The organism is Paenibacillus sp. 1781tsa1, assembly GCF_024159265.1.
In the GTDB taxonomy this organism is placed as follows: domain Bacteria; phylum Bacillota; class Bacilli; order Paenibacillales; family Paenibacillaceae; genus Paenibacillus.
The window spans coordinates 4,274,261-4,293,401 of the sequence record NZ_JAMYWY010000001.1 but is presented as its reverse complement, the minus strand read 5'-3'; the positions used below and the strand labels follow the sequence as shown (position 1 = coordinate 4,293,401).

Annotated in this window: 18 protein-coding genes; 17 read left to right on the top strand and 1 reads right to left on the bottom strand. The window is 45.2% G+C overall.

Features of this window, described 5'->3' with window-relative positions; translation table 11 throughout:
- The first annotated feature begins 9 nt into the window (after positions 1-9).
- The 15 genes from NKT06_RS19305 to NKT06_RS19235 all read left to right on the top strand — a co-directional run bounded on the left by NKT06_RS19305 (position 10) and on the right by NKT06_RS19235 (position 16,161).
- Positions 10-1,089 (top strand): phosphotransferase enzyme family protein, encoded by a 1,080-nt coding sequence (locus tag NKT06_RS19305; protein ID WP_253438128.1) that lies wholly within the window; start codon positions 10-12, stop codon positions 1,087-1,089.
- Positions 1,090-1,114: 25 nt separating this feature from the next.
- Complete coding sequence (locus tag NKT06_RS19300) at positions 1,115-2,071, top strand: aldo/keto reductase (RefSeq protein WP_253438125.1); 957 nt, start codon at positions 1,115-1,117, stop codon at positions 2,069-2,071.
- A gap of 30 nt (positions 2,072-2,101) precedes the next feature.
- Positions 2,102-2,947 (top strand): phytanoyl-CoA dioxygenase family protein, encoded by an 846-nt coding sequence (locus NKT06_RS19295; protein ID WP_253438122.1) that lies wholly within the window; start codon positions 2,102-2,104, stop codon positions 2,945-2,947.
- A 43-nt stretch (positions 2,948-2,990) separates the two neighbouring features.
- On the top strand, positions 2,991-4,124 hold the full coding sequence (locus NKT06_RS19290) for an amino acid--tRNA ligase-related protein (RefSeq protein ID WP_253438119.1): 1,134 nt from the start codon (positions 2,991-2,993) through the stop codon (positions 4,122-4,124).
- A 15-nt stretch (positions 4,125-4,139) separates the two neighbouring features.
- Positions 4,140-5,357, top strand: coding sequence for a phenylacetate--CoA ligase family protein (locus NKT06_RS19285; RefSeq protein ID WP_253438116.1), 1,218 nt, complete (start codon positions 4,140-4,142; stop codon positions 5,355-5,357).
- A gap of 44 nt (positions 5,358-5,401) precedes the next feature.
- Entirely contained in the window at positions 5,402-5,650 is a 249-nt protein-coding gene (locus tag NKT06_RS19280) for a phosphopantetheine-binding protein (RefSeq protein ID WP_253438113.1), read from the top strand.
- A gap of 13 nt (positions 5,651-5,663) precedes the next feature.
- Complete coding sequence (locus tag NKT06_RS19275; RefSeq protein WP_253438109.1) at positions 5,664-6,395, top strand: SDR family oxidoreductase; 732 nt, start codon at positions 5,664-5,666, stop codon at positions 6,393-6,395.
- A 28-nt stretch (positions 6,396-6,423) separates the two neighbouring features.
- On the top strand, positions 6,424-7,890 hold the full coding sequence (locus NKT06_RS19270) for a class I adenylate-forming enzyme family protein (RefSeq protein ID WP_253438106.1): 1,467 nt from the start codon (positions 6,424-6,426) through the stop codon (positions 7,888-7,890).
- Positions 7,835-8,806 carry a hypothetical protein gene (locus NKT06_RS19265; protein WP_253438102.1) on the top strand — a complete coding sequence of 324 codons (972 nt, stop codon included), beginning with the start codon at positions 7,835-7,837 and terminating at the stop codon, positions 8,804-8,806. The genes NKT06_RS19270 and NKT06_RS19265 overlap by 56 nt, the downstream gene beginning before the upstream one ends.
- Positions 8,796-9,308 (top strand): NUDIX hydrolase, encoded by a 513-nt coding sequence (locus NKT06_RS19260; protein WP_253438099.1) that lies wholly within the window; start codon positions 8,796-8,798, stop codon positions 9,306-9,308. Before NKT06_RS19265 ends, NKT06_RS19260 begins: the two co-directional genes overlap by 11 nt.
- On the top strand, positions 9,305-10,138 hold the full coding sequence (locus tag NKT06_RS19255; RefSeq protein ID WP_253438096.1) for a class I SAM-dependent methyltransferase: 834 nt from the start codon (positions 9,305-9,307) through the stop codon (positions 10,136-10,138). The genes NKT06_RS19260 and NKT06_RS19255 overlap by 4 nt, the downstream gene beginning before the upstream one ends.
- Before the next feature lie 31 nt (positions 10,139-10,169).
- The gene (locus tag NKT06_RS19250; protein WP_253438093.1) at positions 10,170-11,324 is read left to right on the top strand and encodes a nucleotidyltransferase domain-containing protein; all 1,155 of its coding nucleotides are present in this window, start codon (positions 10,170-10,172) and stop codon (positions 11,322-11,324) included.
- A 42-nt stretch (positions 11,325-11,366) separates the two neighbouring features.
- On the top strand, positions 11,367-12,560 hold the full coding sequence (locus tag NKT06_RS19245; RefSeq protein ID WP_253438090.1) for an acyl-CoA dehydrogenase family protein: 1,194 nt from the start codon (positions 11,367-11,369) through the stop codon (positions 12,558-12,560).
- Between the two features lie 119 nt (positions 12,561-12,679).
- The gene (locus tag NKT06_RS19240; protein WP_253438087.1) at positions 12,680-14,368 is read left to right on the top strand and encodes an ABC transporter ATP-binding protein; all 1,689 of its coding nucleotides are present in this window, start codon (positions 12,680-12,682) and stop codon (positions 14,366-14,368) included.
- 8 nt (positions 14,369-14,376) lie between these two features.
- Positions 14,377-16,161, top strand: a complete 1,785-nt coding sequence (locus tag NKT06_RS19235; protein WP_253442650.1) for an ABC transporter ATP-binding protein — start codon at positions 14,377-14,379, stop codon at positions 16,159-16,161.
- On the opposite strand, the gene NKT06_RS19230 is transcribed toward NKT06_RS19235, so the two are convergent.
- Positions 16,147-17,208 carry a BtrH N-terminal domain-containing protein gene (locus NKT06_RS19230; protein WP_253438084.1) on the bottom strand — a complete coding sequence of 354 codons (1,062 nt, stop codon included), beginning with the start codon at positions 17,206-17,208 and terminating at the stop codon, positions 16,147-16,149. The genes NKT06_RS19235 and NKT06_RS19230 overlap by 15 nt on opposite strands.
- A 515-nt stretch (positions 17,209-17,723) precedes the next feature.
- Between NKT06_RS19230 and NKT06_RS19225 the strand changes: the two genes are divergently transcribed.
- Positions 17,724-18,029 carry a hypothetical protein gene (locus NKT06_RS19225; RefSeq protein ID WP_253438081.1) on the top strand — a complete coding sequence of 102 codons (306 nt, stop codon included), beginning with the start codon at positions 17,724-17,726 and terminating at the stop codon, positions 18,027-18,029.
- Between the two features lie 224 nt (positions 18,030-18,253).
- On the top strand, positions 18,254-19,096 hold the full coding sequence (gene licT, locus NKT06_RS19220; protein ID WP_253438078.1) for a BglG family transcription antiterminator LicT: 843 nt from the start codon (positions 18,254-18,256) through the stop codon (positions 19,094-19,096).
- Positions 19,097-19,141 lie beyond the last annotated feature (45 nt).

Here is a 19,141-nt window from a genome sequence, read left to right as displayed (position 1 = left end):
AGAATGCCGTTGCTAAAACCGTTAGAGCTGAGCAGAGGACTTATCCCGGAGGATATGCTATCGCAAGCGTTAGAGCAGTACGGCATCATGGAATACACAACGTACCCATATCTCAATATGAATGGTACTGTCGTTCCGATAAACCGGGTTTCGGAGACATCCAGAAAAGCCCTTGTTGAAGACCGGGAGGGAAACCTCTACTTTTTGAAAGAAATTCCTTGGTATATCCGATCCATTGAGCACGCCGTGAGCGTAATTCAGCTCCAGCATGAGCTGGCTCAGAAAGCGGTTCGGGTCCCTGCCGTTCAGTTAACTACATCCAGGGAGCTGATTGTACATGCAGGTAATCAAAGTACATTGTACCTTCAATCGTACATACCAAACGGCTCGATGTACAATGCGAAGCCTCAACAGATACGCGCTGCCGGCGCGGTATTGGGTGAATTTCGGATAAAGGCTGCGGCCGCATGTTCATTTCACACCCTGAAGTTGCCCGAGCAATCTCCTTATGCTTCTACAAAGGATGTACTTGTACTTTTGCTTAAAAAGTACATGCAGAAACGCAATGAAATGAGCAAAGAGGATCAGGAGCATGTGCAACGTTTTGTCCAGGTTTGCAAGAAACTGGTAGACGAGTGGTCTGTTCAGCATGCTGACAGAGCAGAAGCGGTGACATCAATTGCACATGGAGACTTGAATCCGATGAATTTCATTTTCTCATCCGACGGTTCGGTGTCGGCCCTGATTGATTTTGACAATGCATGCTTCACTGATTCCCTTGTGGATCTGGCTGAAGGACTGCTTACTTTTTCCGGCATAACCTACCGTTACGGCAGTTCGCGTTTTAAAGCCGTTCATGAATTGGAACCTCAGCCGTTCCAGCGATTCCTTGAAGGCTATCAAGAACATCATTCCCTGCTGGCCGAAGAAATTACGGTACTTCCGCTGTTAATGGGCACAACGTGCATCAGGCTGGCAAGTCTTGGTCTCATTCGAGGGGATTGGCCTGTTTCCTCAGCGAGTATGCACATCGATAACATTCGGAATGTCGTGAAGAGCTCGCAAGCGTATTTGAGTGAAAATTATTGAACCCACAAGGGGAGGGAGGTTGGACATGGAGAAGAGAACGCTGGGAAAGACAGATATGCATGTGGGCGTCATGGGGTTTGGCAGCTCCCAGATCGGTTATGAACAAACCAGCCAGGAAACAGTGAACCACCTGCTGAATCTTGCACTGGATCATGGACTTAATGCTATCGATACTGCTGAGTGTTACCCGAACAGCGAGGAACGAATTGGTCAGGCCGTTTCGGGAAGGCGTGCAGAATTCTATCTATTCACCAAATGCGGTCATTCGGACGAGGATAAGTATCACGATTGGGACCCTGACTGGCTGGAACTGAGTGTAGACCGGAGCCTGAAGCGACTGGGCACAGATTATATCGATGTTTTGCAGCTGCACGGTTGCTCTGAAGAGATTTTACAACGTGGTGAAGTCATTCAGACGCTAAAAAAGATTCAGGCTGCGGGAAAAGCGAGATATTTGGGTTACAGCGGGGACGGGGAACAAGCGAAATATGCGATCAAGATGCAATGTTTTGATACGCTGCAGGTGACCGTTAATATTGCTGATCAAATCGCCTTAGAGGAAATCATTCCTTTAGCACAGCAGCAGCAGCTTGGCGTCATTGTGAAGCGTCCGATTGCCAATGCCGCCTGGGTTAACCCAGAGGAGCATAAGAAACGTTATGAACGCCAGCTTGCTATGTGGAAAAGAATGGGTAAGACACCGGAATCTATGGTCAAGCCAGCAAAAGTAACTTATGAAGAGCGTTTGCTTAAGCTGGGGTATTCCTTTCAAGAGGATCCTTTGCTTACGACAGAACTGGCACTGAGGTTTGCGTTGTCGATTCCCGGTGTGCACACAGTCATGGTAGGCACGACGAAACCAGATCGTTGGCTGGACAATTATGCATTGGCAAGCAAAGGGAACCTTGCTGGGGAACAATATAAGGCCATTCGAGAGCGCTGGAAGGAACGGATGGACAAGGAATGGTTCGCGGTTCCATAACATCAATAGCAAGAAAGGAGTTGCTTGATCATGGGTCTAAAATCGCGTTTTCTAGATGATGGTTATGCTGTCGTTACAGGAATATTTGTAACAGATGAGGTGAATCAGCTAAAGATTGCGATGGAAAAATTGATCACCAAGGTGAAGCAGGAACCACTCCGGTATACGACTCGTTACACCTTGAAACAAGAGCCTGATTACGACACTTGGGGTGTAAATAATATTTTCAAATTGGACTTGTACGAGCCCGCCTTCGGAGACGTTTTTGGGAACGAACGTCTGATGGATGTACTTCAAGAGATATTGGGCGAAGAATTGCGATTTTGGGGAGCCCATGCGCTGTGGTCGCCGGAGAAGATCAATTATCGATTGCGTTGGCACCGGGATTACGGGGATAACGAGTTATATCACCCAGAAGGTATTCCCAATCATGTGCAGTTCAATATTCCTTTGTACCCAGACTCTTGTTTTATCGCGATTCCCGGTTCGCACCGACGTACACTTTCCGATGAGGAGAGATGGGAAGTGAACAATAACGGGGCTAATCCGTTACCTAACGAGGTTAAAATTACATGTCAACCCGGAGACGTTCTATTTATGAATGCGCATACACTTCATCGCGGGGCATGTACGTTTCAAGACTACAGGAGAACGTTTCATTACAGCGTGCAAGGTAAAGAGGAAGCGTATGGAGGACATACTTCCTATCCGGAGATGAAGGAAAAGGGATATCTGGATCAGATGCACCCCACGGTTCAGCAACTGATGATTAATTCAGTCCAATGGGATGAATCTCACCCCCTATCTTCAGTGGAGTTGTTACGCAAGGTAAGAAGCAAGAACGAACGTCAAAATTATATCGCCGGCCAGATTTGATTGATTAACCCAAAATAATAACCATATGAGGAGAGATGAGCTTATGTTAGGACCTTATTATACTAAGAAAGACAAGAAGTTGGGATATCGCGGGAACAACATATATGACGCACTGGATAATGTACTTGCAGGGCAATACACGCTGGCAGAAGCTGAGAAACGGGTCACGAGCTTCAGTGAACAGAAGTATTGGGGCGCTATCGCCAGAATTAATCATCAGATCAATATGTCAAGCAATCTGTTTTTTGGAGAAATGAATGCACTGTTTACACTGCTGCCTTTGACTACTCGAATGATTTCTTCTCCAGGTGCCGTGTATGGTCGCGAGGCCATCAGTTATACAACTGATGTATGCCCTATTTCTTTGGAGTGGTTTGATCTGCCGAACAAGGCATTTCTATCAGAATCCTCACAAATTTATCTGGAATTGTCGGTGCTCCAGCACCAGGTAGACCATGTATACTCCGTGTATAACTCATTCCGCAAGGAAAATGTAGATGCATCCCATCTGTCCGAGTTTCACCATATCGAATATGAAGGCGCGGTTGATCAAGTAGCGAATAAGGAGATAATCCGTCAATTGTTGTTTAGAGTCATTCAGGATTTGCTCAAACATAATGAAGCGGATCTGAGTGTGTTCCTTTCCCAGGATCGTCTGAATCAACTTGACGAAGTCAGTCGCAGTCAAAAAATAACGGAATTAACCTTTGAAGAAGCTTTAGCCGCACTTTACGAAGATACAAAAGATGAAATCTACAACAAATTCACACTTGAACACTTCGGTTCATGGGAAGAAGTCCGACTCACCGAGATTTATGGCGGATTCTTGGCAATTAGTGAGTTTCCTTTGCTTGAAGTACCGTTCTACCACGCCGAAATGAAGGGGCGGGACAGACGCGTTGCAAACAATACGGATTATATCTGGCCGGGATATCGGGAAACGATCGGTAGCGGTCAGCGTGTGGGTACCCTTGACCAATTGAAAGAAAAAGCAGAAGTGTTCAACCTGCCTGAAGAAGATTACGCATGTTATCTTCAGTCCAGAACGCTCGACAACTACAGGGAAACATCGGGCTTTGGCGTTGGATGGGAGCGATTGATCCATGGTTTGCTGGAGATGCCATATATATGGAGTGCCGTTCAGTTCCCGAGAACCAATGTGACTTTGAAACCATAAGGTGGGAAACCATTTATGATAACCAAGTGGGACCATTTTCAGGACAAGCTACTAGGTTTAATCGAACACGCAACAGCAAAATCTTCATTCTACCAACAAAGGTTACAAGGCGTTACAGATGCCAGCTGGAGCCAATCCAGTTTTGAGCAGATACCCATATTGGAGAAATCTGAGTTGACCGGCAGAGAAGAATCGCTGCTTACAAACACTGAGGCCAAACTCTATGTTGAATATACCAGTGGTTCCACGGGACAACCGCTCAAATGTTATAAATCAGTTGAAGAAAAATGGAAAAAAGCGCGCCTCTTATGGGGCCTTCGAAACACTAACGGAGGTATTGGACCTAAAGATCCGTATGCCATGTTTTATGCTTTCAATGAAGATGATCTGTCAACGGATCCCATATCCATTTACCATGAGGTCATGTATCTGTCCATGCTTGATCTGTCCCCGGAACGACTGGACGACTATTATGAAGCGTTGCTGAAGTATCGTCCGCAGTGGATGCTGTCCGTATCCACCGCACTCTATCTATTCGCGAACCATCTGCTGGAGCGAAAGCTGGATCGGAGCAAACTTCCGTTTAAATATATCGAAATTAACGGAGAGATGTTATTTGACTATCAGCGCAAGGCGATTGAAGAGGCCTTTGGTCCCATTGTTTATAACCATTATGGTTCGCGCGAATTTTGGTGTATTGGCATGAGCTGCAGAAGTGGTAATCTGCACTTGTCTAGTGATCAATTGTATGTGGAAATTGCGAATTCGGACAAAGATGGCTATGGAAACGTAGTGATTACTGACTTGACCAATCGAATCTGGCCTTTGATCCGTTATGACACAGGAGATATTGGCAGGCTGTCTGAACAGAAATGTGACTGCGGATCGAGATATCCCGTCATCGAAGTGACTGGTGGGCGGGCAACCCAATATATTCGATCAGGTGATTGGATCGCCAATCCGATTCTGTTTCATTATGCGGTAACCAAGGTCAACCGGAATTTCCCGGATGCCGTTCGACAATTCCGTGTAATGCAAGTGCAGGAAAAGCAATTTATGTTTTACCTTGTACCTGGCAAGGGATTTCAGGAAGCAGCCGAGTTCCTATTGCAGCAAGAACTGCTGAACAAACTGCCTGACGATGTTAACCTGACGATTGTTCATCAGGACAGACTGAGTATGGATGGTCCCAAGTTCGATTATTTTATTCCTTATCGCCAGGCGAATACATGATGTCAGCAATATTGCCAAATCATTCTATATCTGAGGGTGAGCATATGTCGCATTATGAAACGGTGTGCAGGCTCGTAAAAGAAGAGCTTGAGGATCGGATTGAAGAAAATTATGTCTTTTCGGGAAAAGAAAATCTGGTTTCTGATCTGCAACTGGACTCCATCATGATTCTTCAGTTGATCATCAAGATGGAGGATGAGTTTCAAATCACGATTGAGGATGATGAACTTACACCGCAACTATTTGAGAATGTTGAAGTGTTAACGGCCTTCGTTGATACCAAGACAGCGTAAAGGATGAATATTCGTGCACATTTCTCTTCAAGGACTTCGATTGCTTCTTGTTGGGGGTTCGGGAACGCTTGGAGGGTGTCTTCTTGAAAAAATGCTGCAAGAAGGGGCGATTGTTGCTGCCACCTATAACCAAACCCCTATTCATAGTAATGAATATCATATGAGTATACAGGATCGTCTGCATGTCGGTCATCTGGATGTCACGAATACAGAACTTCTGGATGAATCCTTGCAAGTACTGATGGATCGACTGGAATGGGTGGATGGGCTGATATATAATGCCGGAATTATCAACGACGCGTCTTTTGACGAGATGAGTTATGCTCAATGGCGCAAGGTTATGCAGGTTAATCTGGACGGCGCATTTCTCGTCTCTCAGAAAGTCAGCCAGCTGATGAAGGCTCGAGGCAGGGGCAAGATCATTCACGTGTCCTCGTACCGGGGGATTGTAGGAAGCGCACAGCAAAGCAACTATGCATCTTCCAAGGCCGGACTTAATGCTTTGACCAAATCAATGGCACGTGAGTTGGGTTCATTCGGCATTGCCGTTAATGCAATCTGTCCGGGGTTTATGCGAACCAATCTGAACCGGCATCATGCTGGAAAATATCAAAAGGCACTCGAAGAGAGTCTTTTGTCCCGCATTTCCACACCGGAGGAGACAGCGAATTTTATTCTCTACCTGTTGTCCGAACACGTTGCCAACGTCAGCGGGCAAATCTTTCAAATGGACAGCAGAGGTTAGACAAAATGTACGCGAAGGAGGCGAATGGATGAAGGATATGGAACCCCGGTGTATCGGTGAAATACTGTTACATCAGGCAGAGCGGAGTCCGGATCGGATTGCCGTAACATTCGGCGAGGAGAAGTGGACGTATAAGCAGCTTTTGTCCACAACCGCGGCCTTGCAGTTAAAGATTGAGGAACGTGTTAGGGAAGGCGAAGTGGTGGTGATCTGTTTGCCCAACTCTCCTGCCTATATCCATGCTTACTTCGCTGTTACCTTACTGGGAGCGGTAATCATGCCGCTCTATTCCGGCAGTTCCGAGGCAGAAATCAGGCTGGCGTGCCGCACAGTAGACGCTGCTCTCTGTATCACTACTCACGAGATGAAATCCAAGCTAAGTAATCAGAACCTGTCAGTCCTGAGCCAGGAAGAGTGGCAGGCACCGGATGAGGAGACGAAGCCCATATACAGGCCTCGTCTAGCAGACGAGGTTGCCTTAATGCTGCAAACGTCGGGAACCACCGGGAATCCCAAAATTGTGCAGCACACTCACCATAACCTGATTACTAATGTGAAGGCTCATTGCGAATCTCTGTCACTGACGGAGAAAGATAAAGTGTTGATTACGCTGCCTATGCCTTTCGGCTATTGCAATACCTCCCAATTGTTAAGCCACCTGTACCTGGGTGGAGAGTTAGTCATTATGACGGGTCTGTTTCTACCCACTTCATTCATGAAAACGATGCAAGAGCAAGACATTACCGTAGTTACTGCAGTACCAACCATGCTGCAAGCGTTGAGCCTGCTGAAATCCGATTATAAATCGCTGCCCCATCTGCGTTATATCTGCTTTGGGGGAGGACAAGTTACGCCTAACATACTGGAATCTGTTCGCAAGAAACTGCCTTCCCATGTGAAAATGGTGCAAACGTACGGCCAAACGGAGGCTGGTCCGCGGATTACAACCAGGATCATTTCGGAAGTATACGAACCATCTAATGTAGGGCAAGCCCTTCGCGGGGTTGAAATCTCCATAAGAGATGAAGAAGAGAATCACTTAGGTGTTCATGAACCAGGTGATATATGGGTTCACAGTCCCAGCATCATGAAGGGATATTACCTCAATACAACAGAGACGGATAAAGTCCTGCAAAACGGATGGCTTCGTACAGGAGATCGCGGTTACTTGGACGAACAAAATAATCTGTGGCTACTGGGAAGAACCAAACTGTTGATCAAAACAGGAGGAAAACAAGTGCATCCTGAGGAAATTGAGCGACTGATCATGGAGCACTTTCCGCTGGAGCAAGCCATTGTCAAAGGAGAGGCCGACCCCTGGCTCGGCGAAGCACTGGTGGCTTACATCATTCCTCGCAAGTCGGATACACTTGTTGAAGCTACGGACATTTTGCGTTTTTGCCGTTCCAAGTTATCCGCTTACAAGGTGCCTAAAAGGGTTGAAATTGTGCAAACCCTTCCGAGAACCGCTACCGGAAAGATCCGAAGAGATTAAGGAAGGAGGAACTCTTCTGTATATTTATCGTTACGGTCCCTTTCATGTACAGGTGGATTTTGCATCTCGTCTTCATGCGCTTGGGGAACGCACCAGAAACTGGTACGCACACGTCTTGATAGATGATCAGCCAGAAACGATTGATCATCACTGCAGGATTGAAGCTTGGGACACAAGTCCTTGGATTAACAACCCGGAACGAGACGAAGTAATCTGGGGCGAAGACCGGGTGAATATTCGTTCCAGCCTGCAGTTCAATTATAACATCGACTGGGATTCCGGTTGGAACAGCAGACTGCATTTCGTTCAGCGGACAGGGTATGACGAATATGAAGATCGGTCATGGGAATTCTCTCAACGGATTTCTCTTTTTCCCAAATTGATGGACATGAACGCATTTCTCTTGCACTCGGTATGCGTTGTAGGTCAAGACGGAAAAGCGATTATTTTTCTAGGAACAAGCGGAGCCGGTAAATCGACGATTGCCCAGAAAGCAATCGATTCAGGGTACTCCGTCATTACCGATGACACGGCGTTGCTGATGTTTGTCGAGGATGAATTGAGAGTATATGCCACTCCGTATATCTCCCGATCCGGTCTTATTGGACAGCCTGGATTCTGGACGGTCGGTGCGTTTGTTCTGTTGGGGAAGGATGCTGTTAATACTGTCATACCGGCCAGCAGACAACCGTTCGTACAATCTCTGCAGGAACGAATTTTTGAGACACAGTATCTCACTCATATCTTTTCATTCTCCAGCGGCGGACTAGGTGGCGACATTGCCAAACGATTGCTGGGGTACACACGTAAAATTACGAGGCAGTACAAGGCTTATCATCTCCAATTCAATCTGCAGTTGAAGCTAGATGACGTGATGGGCGAATTCCTGTCTGGGGAGGGGCAACATGTACGTTAACGTACGCGCTATGATCGAAAGAGTGGTGAAAGGTGAGCTCCAACTGTATTTACAGATTCGGGACAAGCCCAATCAACCCAAAGCATGGGAATTGCCTGGAGGGCAACTCGAAGAGTACGAGTCCATGATCGATGGACTGAAACGGGAGGTCAGGGAAGAAACAGGCCTTGAACTGACTCGCATTGCAGGAAAGGATACGTACATGCAGGTAAGAACCAACACAGGTTTACTGGAGGGCATTCAACCTTTTGCTGTCTACCAGACACTGGAGGGACCTATCGATTCAATGGGCGTATATTTTCGCTGCGAAGCTGAAGGCATAGCCTTGCAGTCCGGCGATCAGGCTCGTGACGGACGTTGGGTACCTGTGAAAGAATTAAAGCAAATGGCAGAGCAGGATTTGGAAGCCTTCAGCTGGATTGATTCTGTGGGTATTCAGTTGTATCTGCAATCGGAAGATAATAAACCATTTCAACCATTGGAGAAGGGGGATTTAACATGAGCAAAACAACACACGACACCATTGCGTATTTCAAAAATAAAGCGGACAAGTACGACTTGGTAGAGGAGCAGGCATATTGGCAGCTCTCCGACCAGCTGTTATGGAACGTTTTCAAAAAAGAAGTCTTGGATCGATTACCCGCCGGGTTCACGTTTTTTGACGCGGGTGGAGGGACTGGTCGCTGGTCGCTTAAAGTCCTTCAAGAATATCCGGAGAGCACCGGATATACGTATGATCTGTCGGAAGACATGCTTAGACAAGCGATGGCCAAACGCGAAGCGAATGATCTTCAGGACAGATGGACGATCCGCCAAGGTGACCTTCATGCTATTGAAGGCGTACAGCCGGCATCCGTGGATGTCTGCTTTAACTTTCATAACGTATTGGGATTTGTGGAAGAGCCGCTAAAAATGCTGCACGAAGTCGTGAAGTTGCTTAAGCCCAAGGGGTACTTGGTATCGTTTACACCTAATCTGTACCATGCCCTGTACTTTAATATTTCCCTGGGCAGAATTGAAGAGGCACGGAAGTTAACGGGCGGCAAAGGGCGATTCACGCTCGAAATGCCCGATATTTATATGTTTACTCCCAAGCAGCTTCAAGAATATTATCTTGAATGCGGGCTAAAAGTATTAAATCTTAAAGGCTTCCCAGCCTTCATTTATCCCGGATTTCTGGAGACACAGATTGAGGGTAACACCCAAACCCTGAGCGAGATTTTGTCTGATCCGGCTGTGTTCGAGAGCATTTTGGAGATTGAATCCCAGTATCTTGATGTAGAAGAACTTGTATCGCGTGGAAATAATATTTTTATTGTCGGGCAGAAGTAATTCTCTTCCAAGGCGAAAGGAGCTATTTGCCATGTCATCAGATTCTACTCTAACCGATGAAGAAAGATTGGTTTTATTGTGTTCAAAACCTGCTCTTCGTAATGCGGAGATTGAAGATTTTCGTCAATTAATGGCTGCTCACATGGACTGGAGCCGAGTATTCGGCATGCTGCATACCCATGGTGTGATGGGAACCGCATGGCAGAATATCGAGCGTTACTTTTTGGTGAAAGGCACGGAGAAGGCGATCTACGGCAAATTCGTTAGTTCGGTCAAGCAAATGTATCATATGCAAAAAATGCGAGGCGAACAACAGTGCAGATTCACCCTTGATATCTGCCATGAGCTGGACAAGCGGAGTATTCAATACAGTTTGCTGAAAGGGATCGTACTTTCCCAAGTCGCCTATGGGGATCTGGGGAGCCGGGATTTCAAAGATAATGATATGCTTATACATTCAAGCCAAATTGATGAAGCGATAGCGGTTATGAAGGAAATGGGATACGTGCAGGGAATGATCAATTATAAAACGAATTCGGTTACCCCGTTGCCTCGCAGGGAAATTATGATCCGATCAATGGTGTCCCATGAAGTGATTCCTTTGACCAAATATATAGAAAATAGTCCGTTTCTTGAATATCATGCGTTGGATTTGCAATTTTCGCTTGATCTCATGACCAGTCGCCGTACTGATACGGCAGTGCAGCAAATGTTGGAGAGAAGCCAGGTTATTGATGTTGCAGGACATCCTGTCCGCACCTTGGAATGGGAAGATCTGCTGTTATTCATGCTTATCCATCTTACCCGAGAAGCAACAAGTGAATTGGATGTAATGGCGTACAAGGATATCCTGCTCTATAAATTCATGGACATTCACCGATTCCTGGACAGCCCTCAAGTGAATGTGGATTGGGATAAGGTACTGCAGCGGGCACAGGATTTGAATTTCCAAAAGGAAGTATTCTATGCCCTGCATTATACGCAGACCCTGTATGGTGGGGCCGGACCGGAAGGATTCCTGGACAAGCTGAATATGGAAGATCGGGAATTCCTCCATCAGGTGTATCGGTACAACAGTGAAGATATTGCTATCCGTTGGCAGAATTCCTTTGAGGAACGATTATTTGATACGAATCGACCGTTCAAACTTCAGAAGAGCAATCCAATCGTTCCAGGGAAAAGATGAAGCATTTCTGACCAAATCCATTTAAGTGAAAGGGATTTTGATATGCGATATTCGTATGAAGTATCCGAAGTCACGGACACATTGTCCGAGGTAAGATTGGCGGCAAAGCGCTTTGCTGAAAGAGCCGGTGATCATGACCGGGATGGGTCCTTCCCCAAAGAAAATATAACTGACTTGAAGTCTGCAAGCCTAATGTCAGCATCAATCCCTAGCCTGTCAGGCGGTGAACGGCCTTCACTCCGTTCCTTATCCTCTATGGCAGAACTTTTGGCAAGCGGGTGCTTATCCACGGGAATGATATGGGCCATGCACATACAGCAGGTGGAGGTATTAATCCGTCAAGAACAGAATGATTTTTCAGATCATCTTCTGTCCAGGCTGCAGGAGGAACAGCCCTTAATCGCCTCAGTCACAACTGAAAAGGGAAAAGGGGGGCACTTGCTCTCGTCCCAAAGTCCGATGGTTACCAATGGAAGCTCGCTCTATATTGACCGAGATGCTCCAGTTGTAACCGGCGGTGAGCACGCCGACTGGTTTCTCATCACAATGAAACCTTCTGATCAAAGTCCCGACAGTGATGTCCAACTGGTCTTTGCCGAACGACATCAACTGGAACTGGAAAGTGTCTCCGATTGGCATGCCATGGGGATGAGAGGGACCGGCAGTGTGGGGATACACATTCGTGGCTCAATTGGAGAAGAACAGCTGATCGGTGCAGCGATAGAATTCAAACCGCTAGCTGTACAGACGATGATTCCCATGGGACATATTTTATGGTCTGCCTGTTGGCTTGGAGCCGCTAAGGGAGTATACGAAGGGTTAATACAACTCATCCGTAATCCGCAAAATCGTTCCCGCTTCAATTTGCAGTCTGAGTTGCTCTATGCAAGGCTTGCAAGGATTCGGCTGCAGTTGGACACGGTCAACATATACCTTAACGAGATGATCAAACAGTACGAAGATCATTCCAACCAGGGGAATTTGAAACTGCTTGAAGCGCCGCGGTTCAATATTCACATCAATAATCTTAAAATTTTGGCATCAGAGACTCTTTTTCAGGCAACGGATCAAATGATAGACATTGCAGGACTATCCTACGGTTACACCGCTAATGACCAGCTTCCCTTGGAAAGGGCTTTTCGGGATTTGCGTTCTGCAAGTCTGATGTATCACAATGATCGGCTGTTACTGGCGAACGGAAAGCTGAATTTAATAGATCACAGGTTGCTGCCTTGAAAGGGCGCAAAGTTTGAGGGTGACATATGAAGGATAATGTCTCAGCAGCAATACAATCTAAACGATCGGTACCTCCCCAAGACTCACTATTTCAAACTTATCGATGGGTCCTGTCTTATGTGCAAAAATACTATGGCATGTTTTGGCTGCTGGTGTGTTGCGGTATTGGAGTCACGTTCATTCAGGTTTTCATTCCCAAGGGCGTTCAGTATTTCATCGATATCATCGTTCCATCTGCTGATGTGATCCGATTCCGGTGGCTCATTATTCTGTTGGTTGCCGGCATGTTTCTGATGTTTGGTCTGATGGCATGGCAAAATCTGTTGCAGAGGTCCATTCAGGAGAAGGCGGCACGAGATTTGCAATACGATATTTTTAGTCATATGAGGAAGCTGGGGTATTCTTATTTCCAACAACGCCCTGTTGGTGAAAGCTTGTCGTTCATGAACACGGAAGTGAGTATCCTGCAAGACTTCTATCGGTTTCTTCTTCCGCATACGATCCAAAACATTGTAGTCTCTATTGTATCCGTCACGGTGATGTGTGCTATTAGCATTCCTTTAACACTGATCATGGTGCCGTGCCTGCTTCTCTATTATCTGGTTGGACCATCCATCGAAAGAAAGGCTACCATCTTGGCTAAGCAGAATACGGAACAGCGCATAGCCTATAATCAAAAGGTATACGAGAGCGTGTCAGCTCTGACCGAAATGCGTGCCCACGGAGCCGAGGAATGGGATTGGAAACGGTTCAAGGGACACATGCAGCCTTTTTTGGATGGACGGGTTCGCATGTTATGGATGGCTTTCTGGAGGGGCACGATACGCCGATTATCCTATTACGTTGGTGGAGTAGCAGTCATCCTGTACGGCATCCACTTGGTCAAGGAACAGGCGATGAGCGTAGGAGAGATGTCGGCGTATTTGCTTTACTATTTCCAGGTCATGCAAACGGTAACTCTTGTCATTACGGTTATTACGGAGCAGAAAGTACTGATGCATCAAGCTTCCAAGATCCATCGCTTCATGCAAACAGAACCTCAGGTTGTCGAAGAGGCCGCACCTATCTGCTTGAAGGAAATCAGAGGAGAGATTCGGTTCGAACACGTCACATATCGATATAACAAGGGTCCGGAAGTGCTCTCGGATTTTAATCTGATGATTAAGAGCGGTCAACGAGTGGCCATCGTAGGTCCAAGTGGACACGGAAAGTCTACCCTGCTTCAGCTTCTGGTTCGTTTTTATGATCCACAGCAGGGTGAAATTCTGTTGGACGGTGTACCTATACGAAAACTTTCATTTGCACAATTGCGAGAAAGTATAGGATATGTGTCCCAGGAAACGTATCTTTTTGGCGATACCATTCGCAATAACATTCTTTTTGGTCATCCGGACGCGACAGAGGAAGACATGATCCAGGCGGCCAAGGCCGCATATGCACATGATTTCATCTCGGCTCAGCCGGATGGATATGACACGCTGCTCGGGGAAAGAGGCGTTAACTTGTCCGGAGGTCAGAAGCAGCGTATATCCATTGCACGTATGTTTATCAAGAAACCTTCCATTCTATTGCTTGATGAGGCAACGTCCGCGCTTGATACAGCGAGTGAACAAGAAGTACAGCAAGCACTGGAACGTCTACTGCTAGGCAGGACGACCATTGCCGTTGCTCATCGGTTATCTACCATTAAGGATTATGATGTGATTGTTGTGCTTGAACATGGACAAATCCGGGAACTGGGAAGCCATGAGGAATTGATGAGAAGACAGGGAGCTTATTATCAGCTGAATTCGGGAGAGGAGGGGTGAGCTTGTCGATGAAAAAGCATATTCATTTTCTAAAAAAATATATCATGTCGCGTCCCTCATTGCTGCTCATCTCCGTCATTCTGATGTCCCTGGAGTCTTTGTCTTTCCTGAGTATCATTGCTCTCCAGCAGCGTCTCATTGACAATATTTTATTACAAGGCCAATATGAACTTGTGCCAGAGATCGTCTGTCTTTTTGTGCTGGCTTTCCTTCTTTATGCCGTGCTGTTCACCTATGCTCCGCACATGATGCATCGAAATCAGTCCGTTATTCAATCCCGTATGGCCGATGACTTTATGTCCTATGTATACAGAATCTCGATACGTCAATTGCAAAAAGAACGCATAGCTACATATGTGCATTACATTACCCAGGATCTGGACAAGGTTGCCGATATGATCGGAAATCAGATTCCTCGCGGTATTCAGCAGCTATTTGTGGTTCTGTTTGTAGCCGTTATGATTGGGATGGTCAGTCCAGTCATGCTGATTGCTTGCTTTGTACTGGGGACAGCATACGTGATTCTCGGCAGAGTCTTCGCAGTTAAACTGAAGAAGGCAGCCGGCCATGTTCAGAAGGCGAAATCCGGTGTGCTCGTTCATATTGAGCAAGGGATCTCGTCCACCCGAGAAGTGCTGGCTTATCACAGACTGGCCTGGGAGAAAGAGAGATATGACAAGCTGTACAATACGTATTACGAGAAAGTGATGCAGGAAGGCAAACAAGTGAATCTCAAAATGATCACCAGCGAACCCCTGAATTGGGGGGTGAGAGTGCTCATTCTTGGATATGGAGGTTTGCTGGTCCTACAAGGCGAACTATCCATTGGCATGTTCGTTGTCCTGTTCCAGCTTGGATTCCAGTTTATCCAATACTTACAGGATTTGTTCAATTCATTTATGGACTGGTCCGCAGGCGGTGCCAGCGTGGAAAGATTGCTCAACGTGATGGAAGGGGAGCAAATGGATGAAGGCAACTCTCCTGTACCTTTGCCGTTGCAAAGTCTATCTTTTAACCATGTTGACTTTAGCTACGAGCCAGGGCGAAATGTTATATTGAATAATCTGACCTTCAACATTCCAATGGGACTTAAAATTGCCATTGTTGGTACCAGCGGTTCCGGAAAGTCAACCATTGCCCAACTCCTCATCCGTTATTTCGATCCGGATGGAGGTCGTATACTGGTGAATGGTAAGCCGCTCAACCAATTGTACCGTTCAGAGTGGACAGAGCGTATAGGCATTGTATTTCAAGAACCTTATCTTTTTCCGGATACCATTCAAAACAATCTTTTAATGGGAATAGAAGATGAGCAGTCTGCGAGTTTGATGAGATCCGCTTGCGAGGCAGCACAAATCGATGATTATATCGTGAGTCTGCCGGAGGGATACGATACTTTTATTGGTGATCGGGGGATCACCTTGTCTGGAGGCCAGCGTCAGCGTCTTGCCATCGCCAGAGCCTTGATTCAAAACAGAGACATTCTGATATTGGATGAAGCAACCTCGGCGCTGGACTTGACAACAGAAAGACGCCTGCAGCAAGCCATTGACCGTTACCGTGAAGGAAAAACAACCATCGTTATTGCTCATCGTCTATCAACGATTCAAAATGCGGATCTGATTTTTGTCATGCATAAAGGGGAGATGGTTGAATCAGGAACGCATGATCAACTGTTAAATCGAGAGGGATTGTACCGGGAAATGGTCAGTCTTCAGGACTTGAATGGAGAAGGACAGCAAACGGACCTTCTCCAGAGTTTGAACCAAAGCGGGCCGTCAGCTTTGGCTTAATATCGGTTTGCCACTGCGAATACCCCGACTGTTGAAATCATTTAATAACAGCTCAAGTGATTCTTTCTCCAGTTGGTACAGAGCACCTAATCTGCCCATCAAGCTGATGATATGATCCTCACGTTGGGTCATGCCGTATTTCAAAAACTGGTTCAGGATAATCGTTGCCTCTTGTTCAACTCGAATATAGTTGTCTTTAAACTTTACGGGAAAAACATAGTGGCCTTCCTGTTCTATATACTTAATTTTGAGATTCATAAATTTTTTGTGTTCTTTCAACGTATACAACAAACGTGTATCAATGGTTCGCTGCTTGGAAAGCATCATCTCAAAAAACATGATTAGTTTATTATAGATATCCAGACCGAAGGTGCGATCCGAATAAAGCGCAGGCGTATAAAAGCTCTTGAAGTTTTCCGTTTCATTACGAGAGGTATAGTAGTTTTCCATACATTCGGCAAAGTAGGAGAGAGAAAACTCATAAATTTTCCCATTGTGGTACTCCGGGTTAATCTTTAACAGATGTGTGAAGTTCAGATAATCATCATAGATATCACAATGCTCGAACGCCGTCTTCAGATCATCATAAGAGACGGTTGTTCGAGAATAAATCCGATACTTGAAGAATCCAGCAAGCTGAAACTCCCGTGTGGAGTCATCATATCCATAGATCATAACCGCATGTGCAAAACGATAGTTGCGAAACGAAGGCGTATCAGGAATATAATATTCATCCACGTGGGTCCATACGTAATGCCCGGAATCGATCTGATCCTTAATAAACGAGATGAAATCAGGAATAGACCCCAGGATAAGATTGCGGTGCAGTCGCTGTGAGTCTTTGAACCAGGGATTAAAGTGATGTTCTGGTGTCTGTACGTAGAAGTCCAAGAAAATCTCGTCATTTTTCCAATCGGATAGAAATAGATTCGCATAATTCGAGTAAATCCAAGGTTGGCACTCCTGATGGTCAGAAATAATGGAAAGATAAAAGGCATGTTGAGGATAGTTTGAGATGAGAGGATTACAAAGAGGCAATGTTTTCATCAATGGTGCTCCCTTCACTAGATAAATTTTTTACTCATATACCTTAATTATGGGAGATTATTGCTTGTTTATTTGTATTTTAGTATATATTTGTTAAAAATTCAAATATTTAAATGAATACAGGTGATTCAAGGTTGTTAATGTTCTCCAAGCTCAATCTTCTAGAAAGCTATGAAAACATAGTAAGAAGATTTGAATAATAAAAAATATGACTCTAAAATATAACATAACAAAAGACCAGAATGTTTTATCTAGAATCAGAGATCAGATATTAGATGGCTTGTATGAAGAAAAGCTTATTTTGGATGAAATGATAAAGCTAATATCCAAGTGAAAAACTCCGATTTTATAAGGTGAAATTAGAGCTACACATTTCTTGAGATTGACCCATCGGAAAGATTGGAGCGAAACAAGAGCCCGGATGAAGTGGCAAAGTTAATTCAGAAACGATTTAATTTATAATCTGAGAAACGTCTATCTTAGCAGAGTAGACTTATATGAGAGGGGCATTACACATGTATTTTGTTATATTTTTGCTCATAGGACTTGTTTTATGTTATCTGTTCCCATTTGGTCCAATAGTGGCCGGGGGCATTATTTTTGCACTTGTTTTAGACCAATACCGCCAGACGATGCATATGCGTGAAGATATCCGAGACATCAAGAATCATCTGGGATTAATGAACAAAGGCGAGGCGCAGGAGTATGAGAGGGATAAAGAATACACGCAAGTGGATCGTTTGGATTCAGAACAGATGGACATGATTAATCGAGGAATTGAAGCCGAACTGGAGAAAGAAAGCAAAAACAATAAATTGTAAATACCTGTTAAATAATTCTTGTTTTGCTCACTCCTGTGAGTATATTTACCTAGATCGGGAGTCATGCTAATACGATATTAACTTTTTGTTGCACTGTGTAGAACTTTGTAATATTATGAGGGAAGCGCGTACAACATATCGGGTTGTAACTGTTGAATCAGGCAAAGCCGTTTACCTTGAGAAAAGGGATTGGTTTGTCTTTTTCTGTATATTGGAGTGATAAAGTGAAAATCGAGAAGGTGCTGAACAATAATGCTGTAGTTGCAATGAATGACGAACAACAGGAAGTTATTATCATTGGCCGGGGGATTGCTTATCAGAAGCGGGCAGGTGATATGGTTTCCGAGCAGCATATCGATAAGATATTTACTTTACAGAATGAAGATATTCAGGAAAACTTCAAGGCATTAATCTCAAGCATTCCTCTGGAATACATGAAAGTGTCCGAGGAAATCATCGCTTACGCCAAATTAAAACTTGGCAAGAAACTGAATGAGAGCATTTACTTGCACCTCACAGACCATATTCACTTTGCCATTGAGCGGTATCGCAAGAATCTGCCTATACGCAACGGGTTGATCTGGGAGACGAAGCAGTTATACAAAGAGGAATACGAAGTCGGAATGGAAGCGCTCAATATGATCTGTGATCAGTTTGGCGTAATCCTGCCCGAGGACGAAGCCGGTTTTATGGCACTTCACTTTGTCAATGCAGCTTTGAACGAAGAAATGCCCAACATCAAGAGTATGACACAGGTCATGCAGGAAATCTTGACGATTATCAAGTATCATTTCAAGATTGATTTTGATGAGAACTCACTGACATTCTATCGCTTTGTGACGCATTTGAAGTTTTTCGCCCAACGTTTGGTGAAGGGAAAACATTACAAGAGCAACAACGACGATGAACTGTTCCTGATGATTCAGAAAAAGTATCCAGCAGCGCACAAGTGCTCGGAGAAAATCAAGAAGTTCATTGAAAGCAACTACACCTATCAACTAACTGACGAAGAAATCATGTACTTAACGATTCATATTGAGAGAGTTGTGAATGCAACTTCTGAATAATCCCATAGATCAACTTGCAGGGTTGCAACCACCAGGGCAAAACCT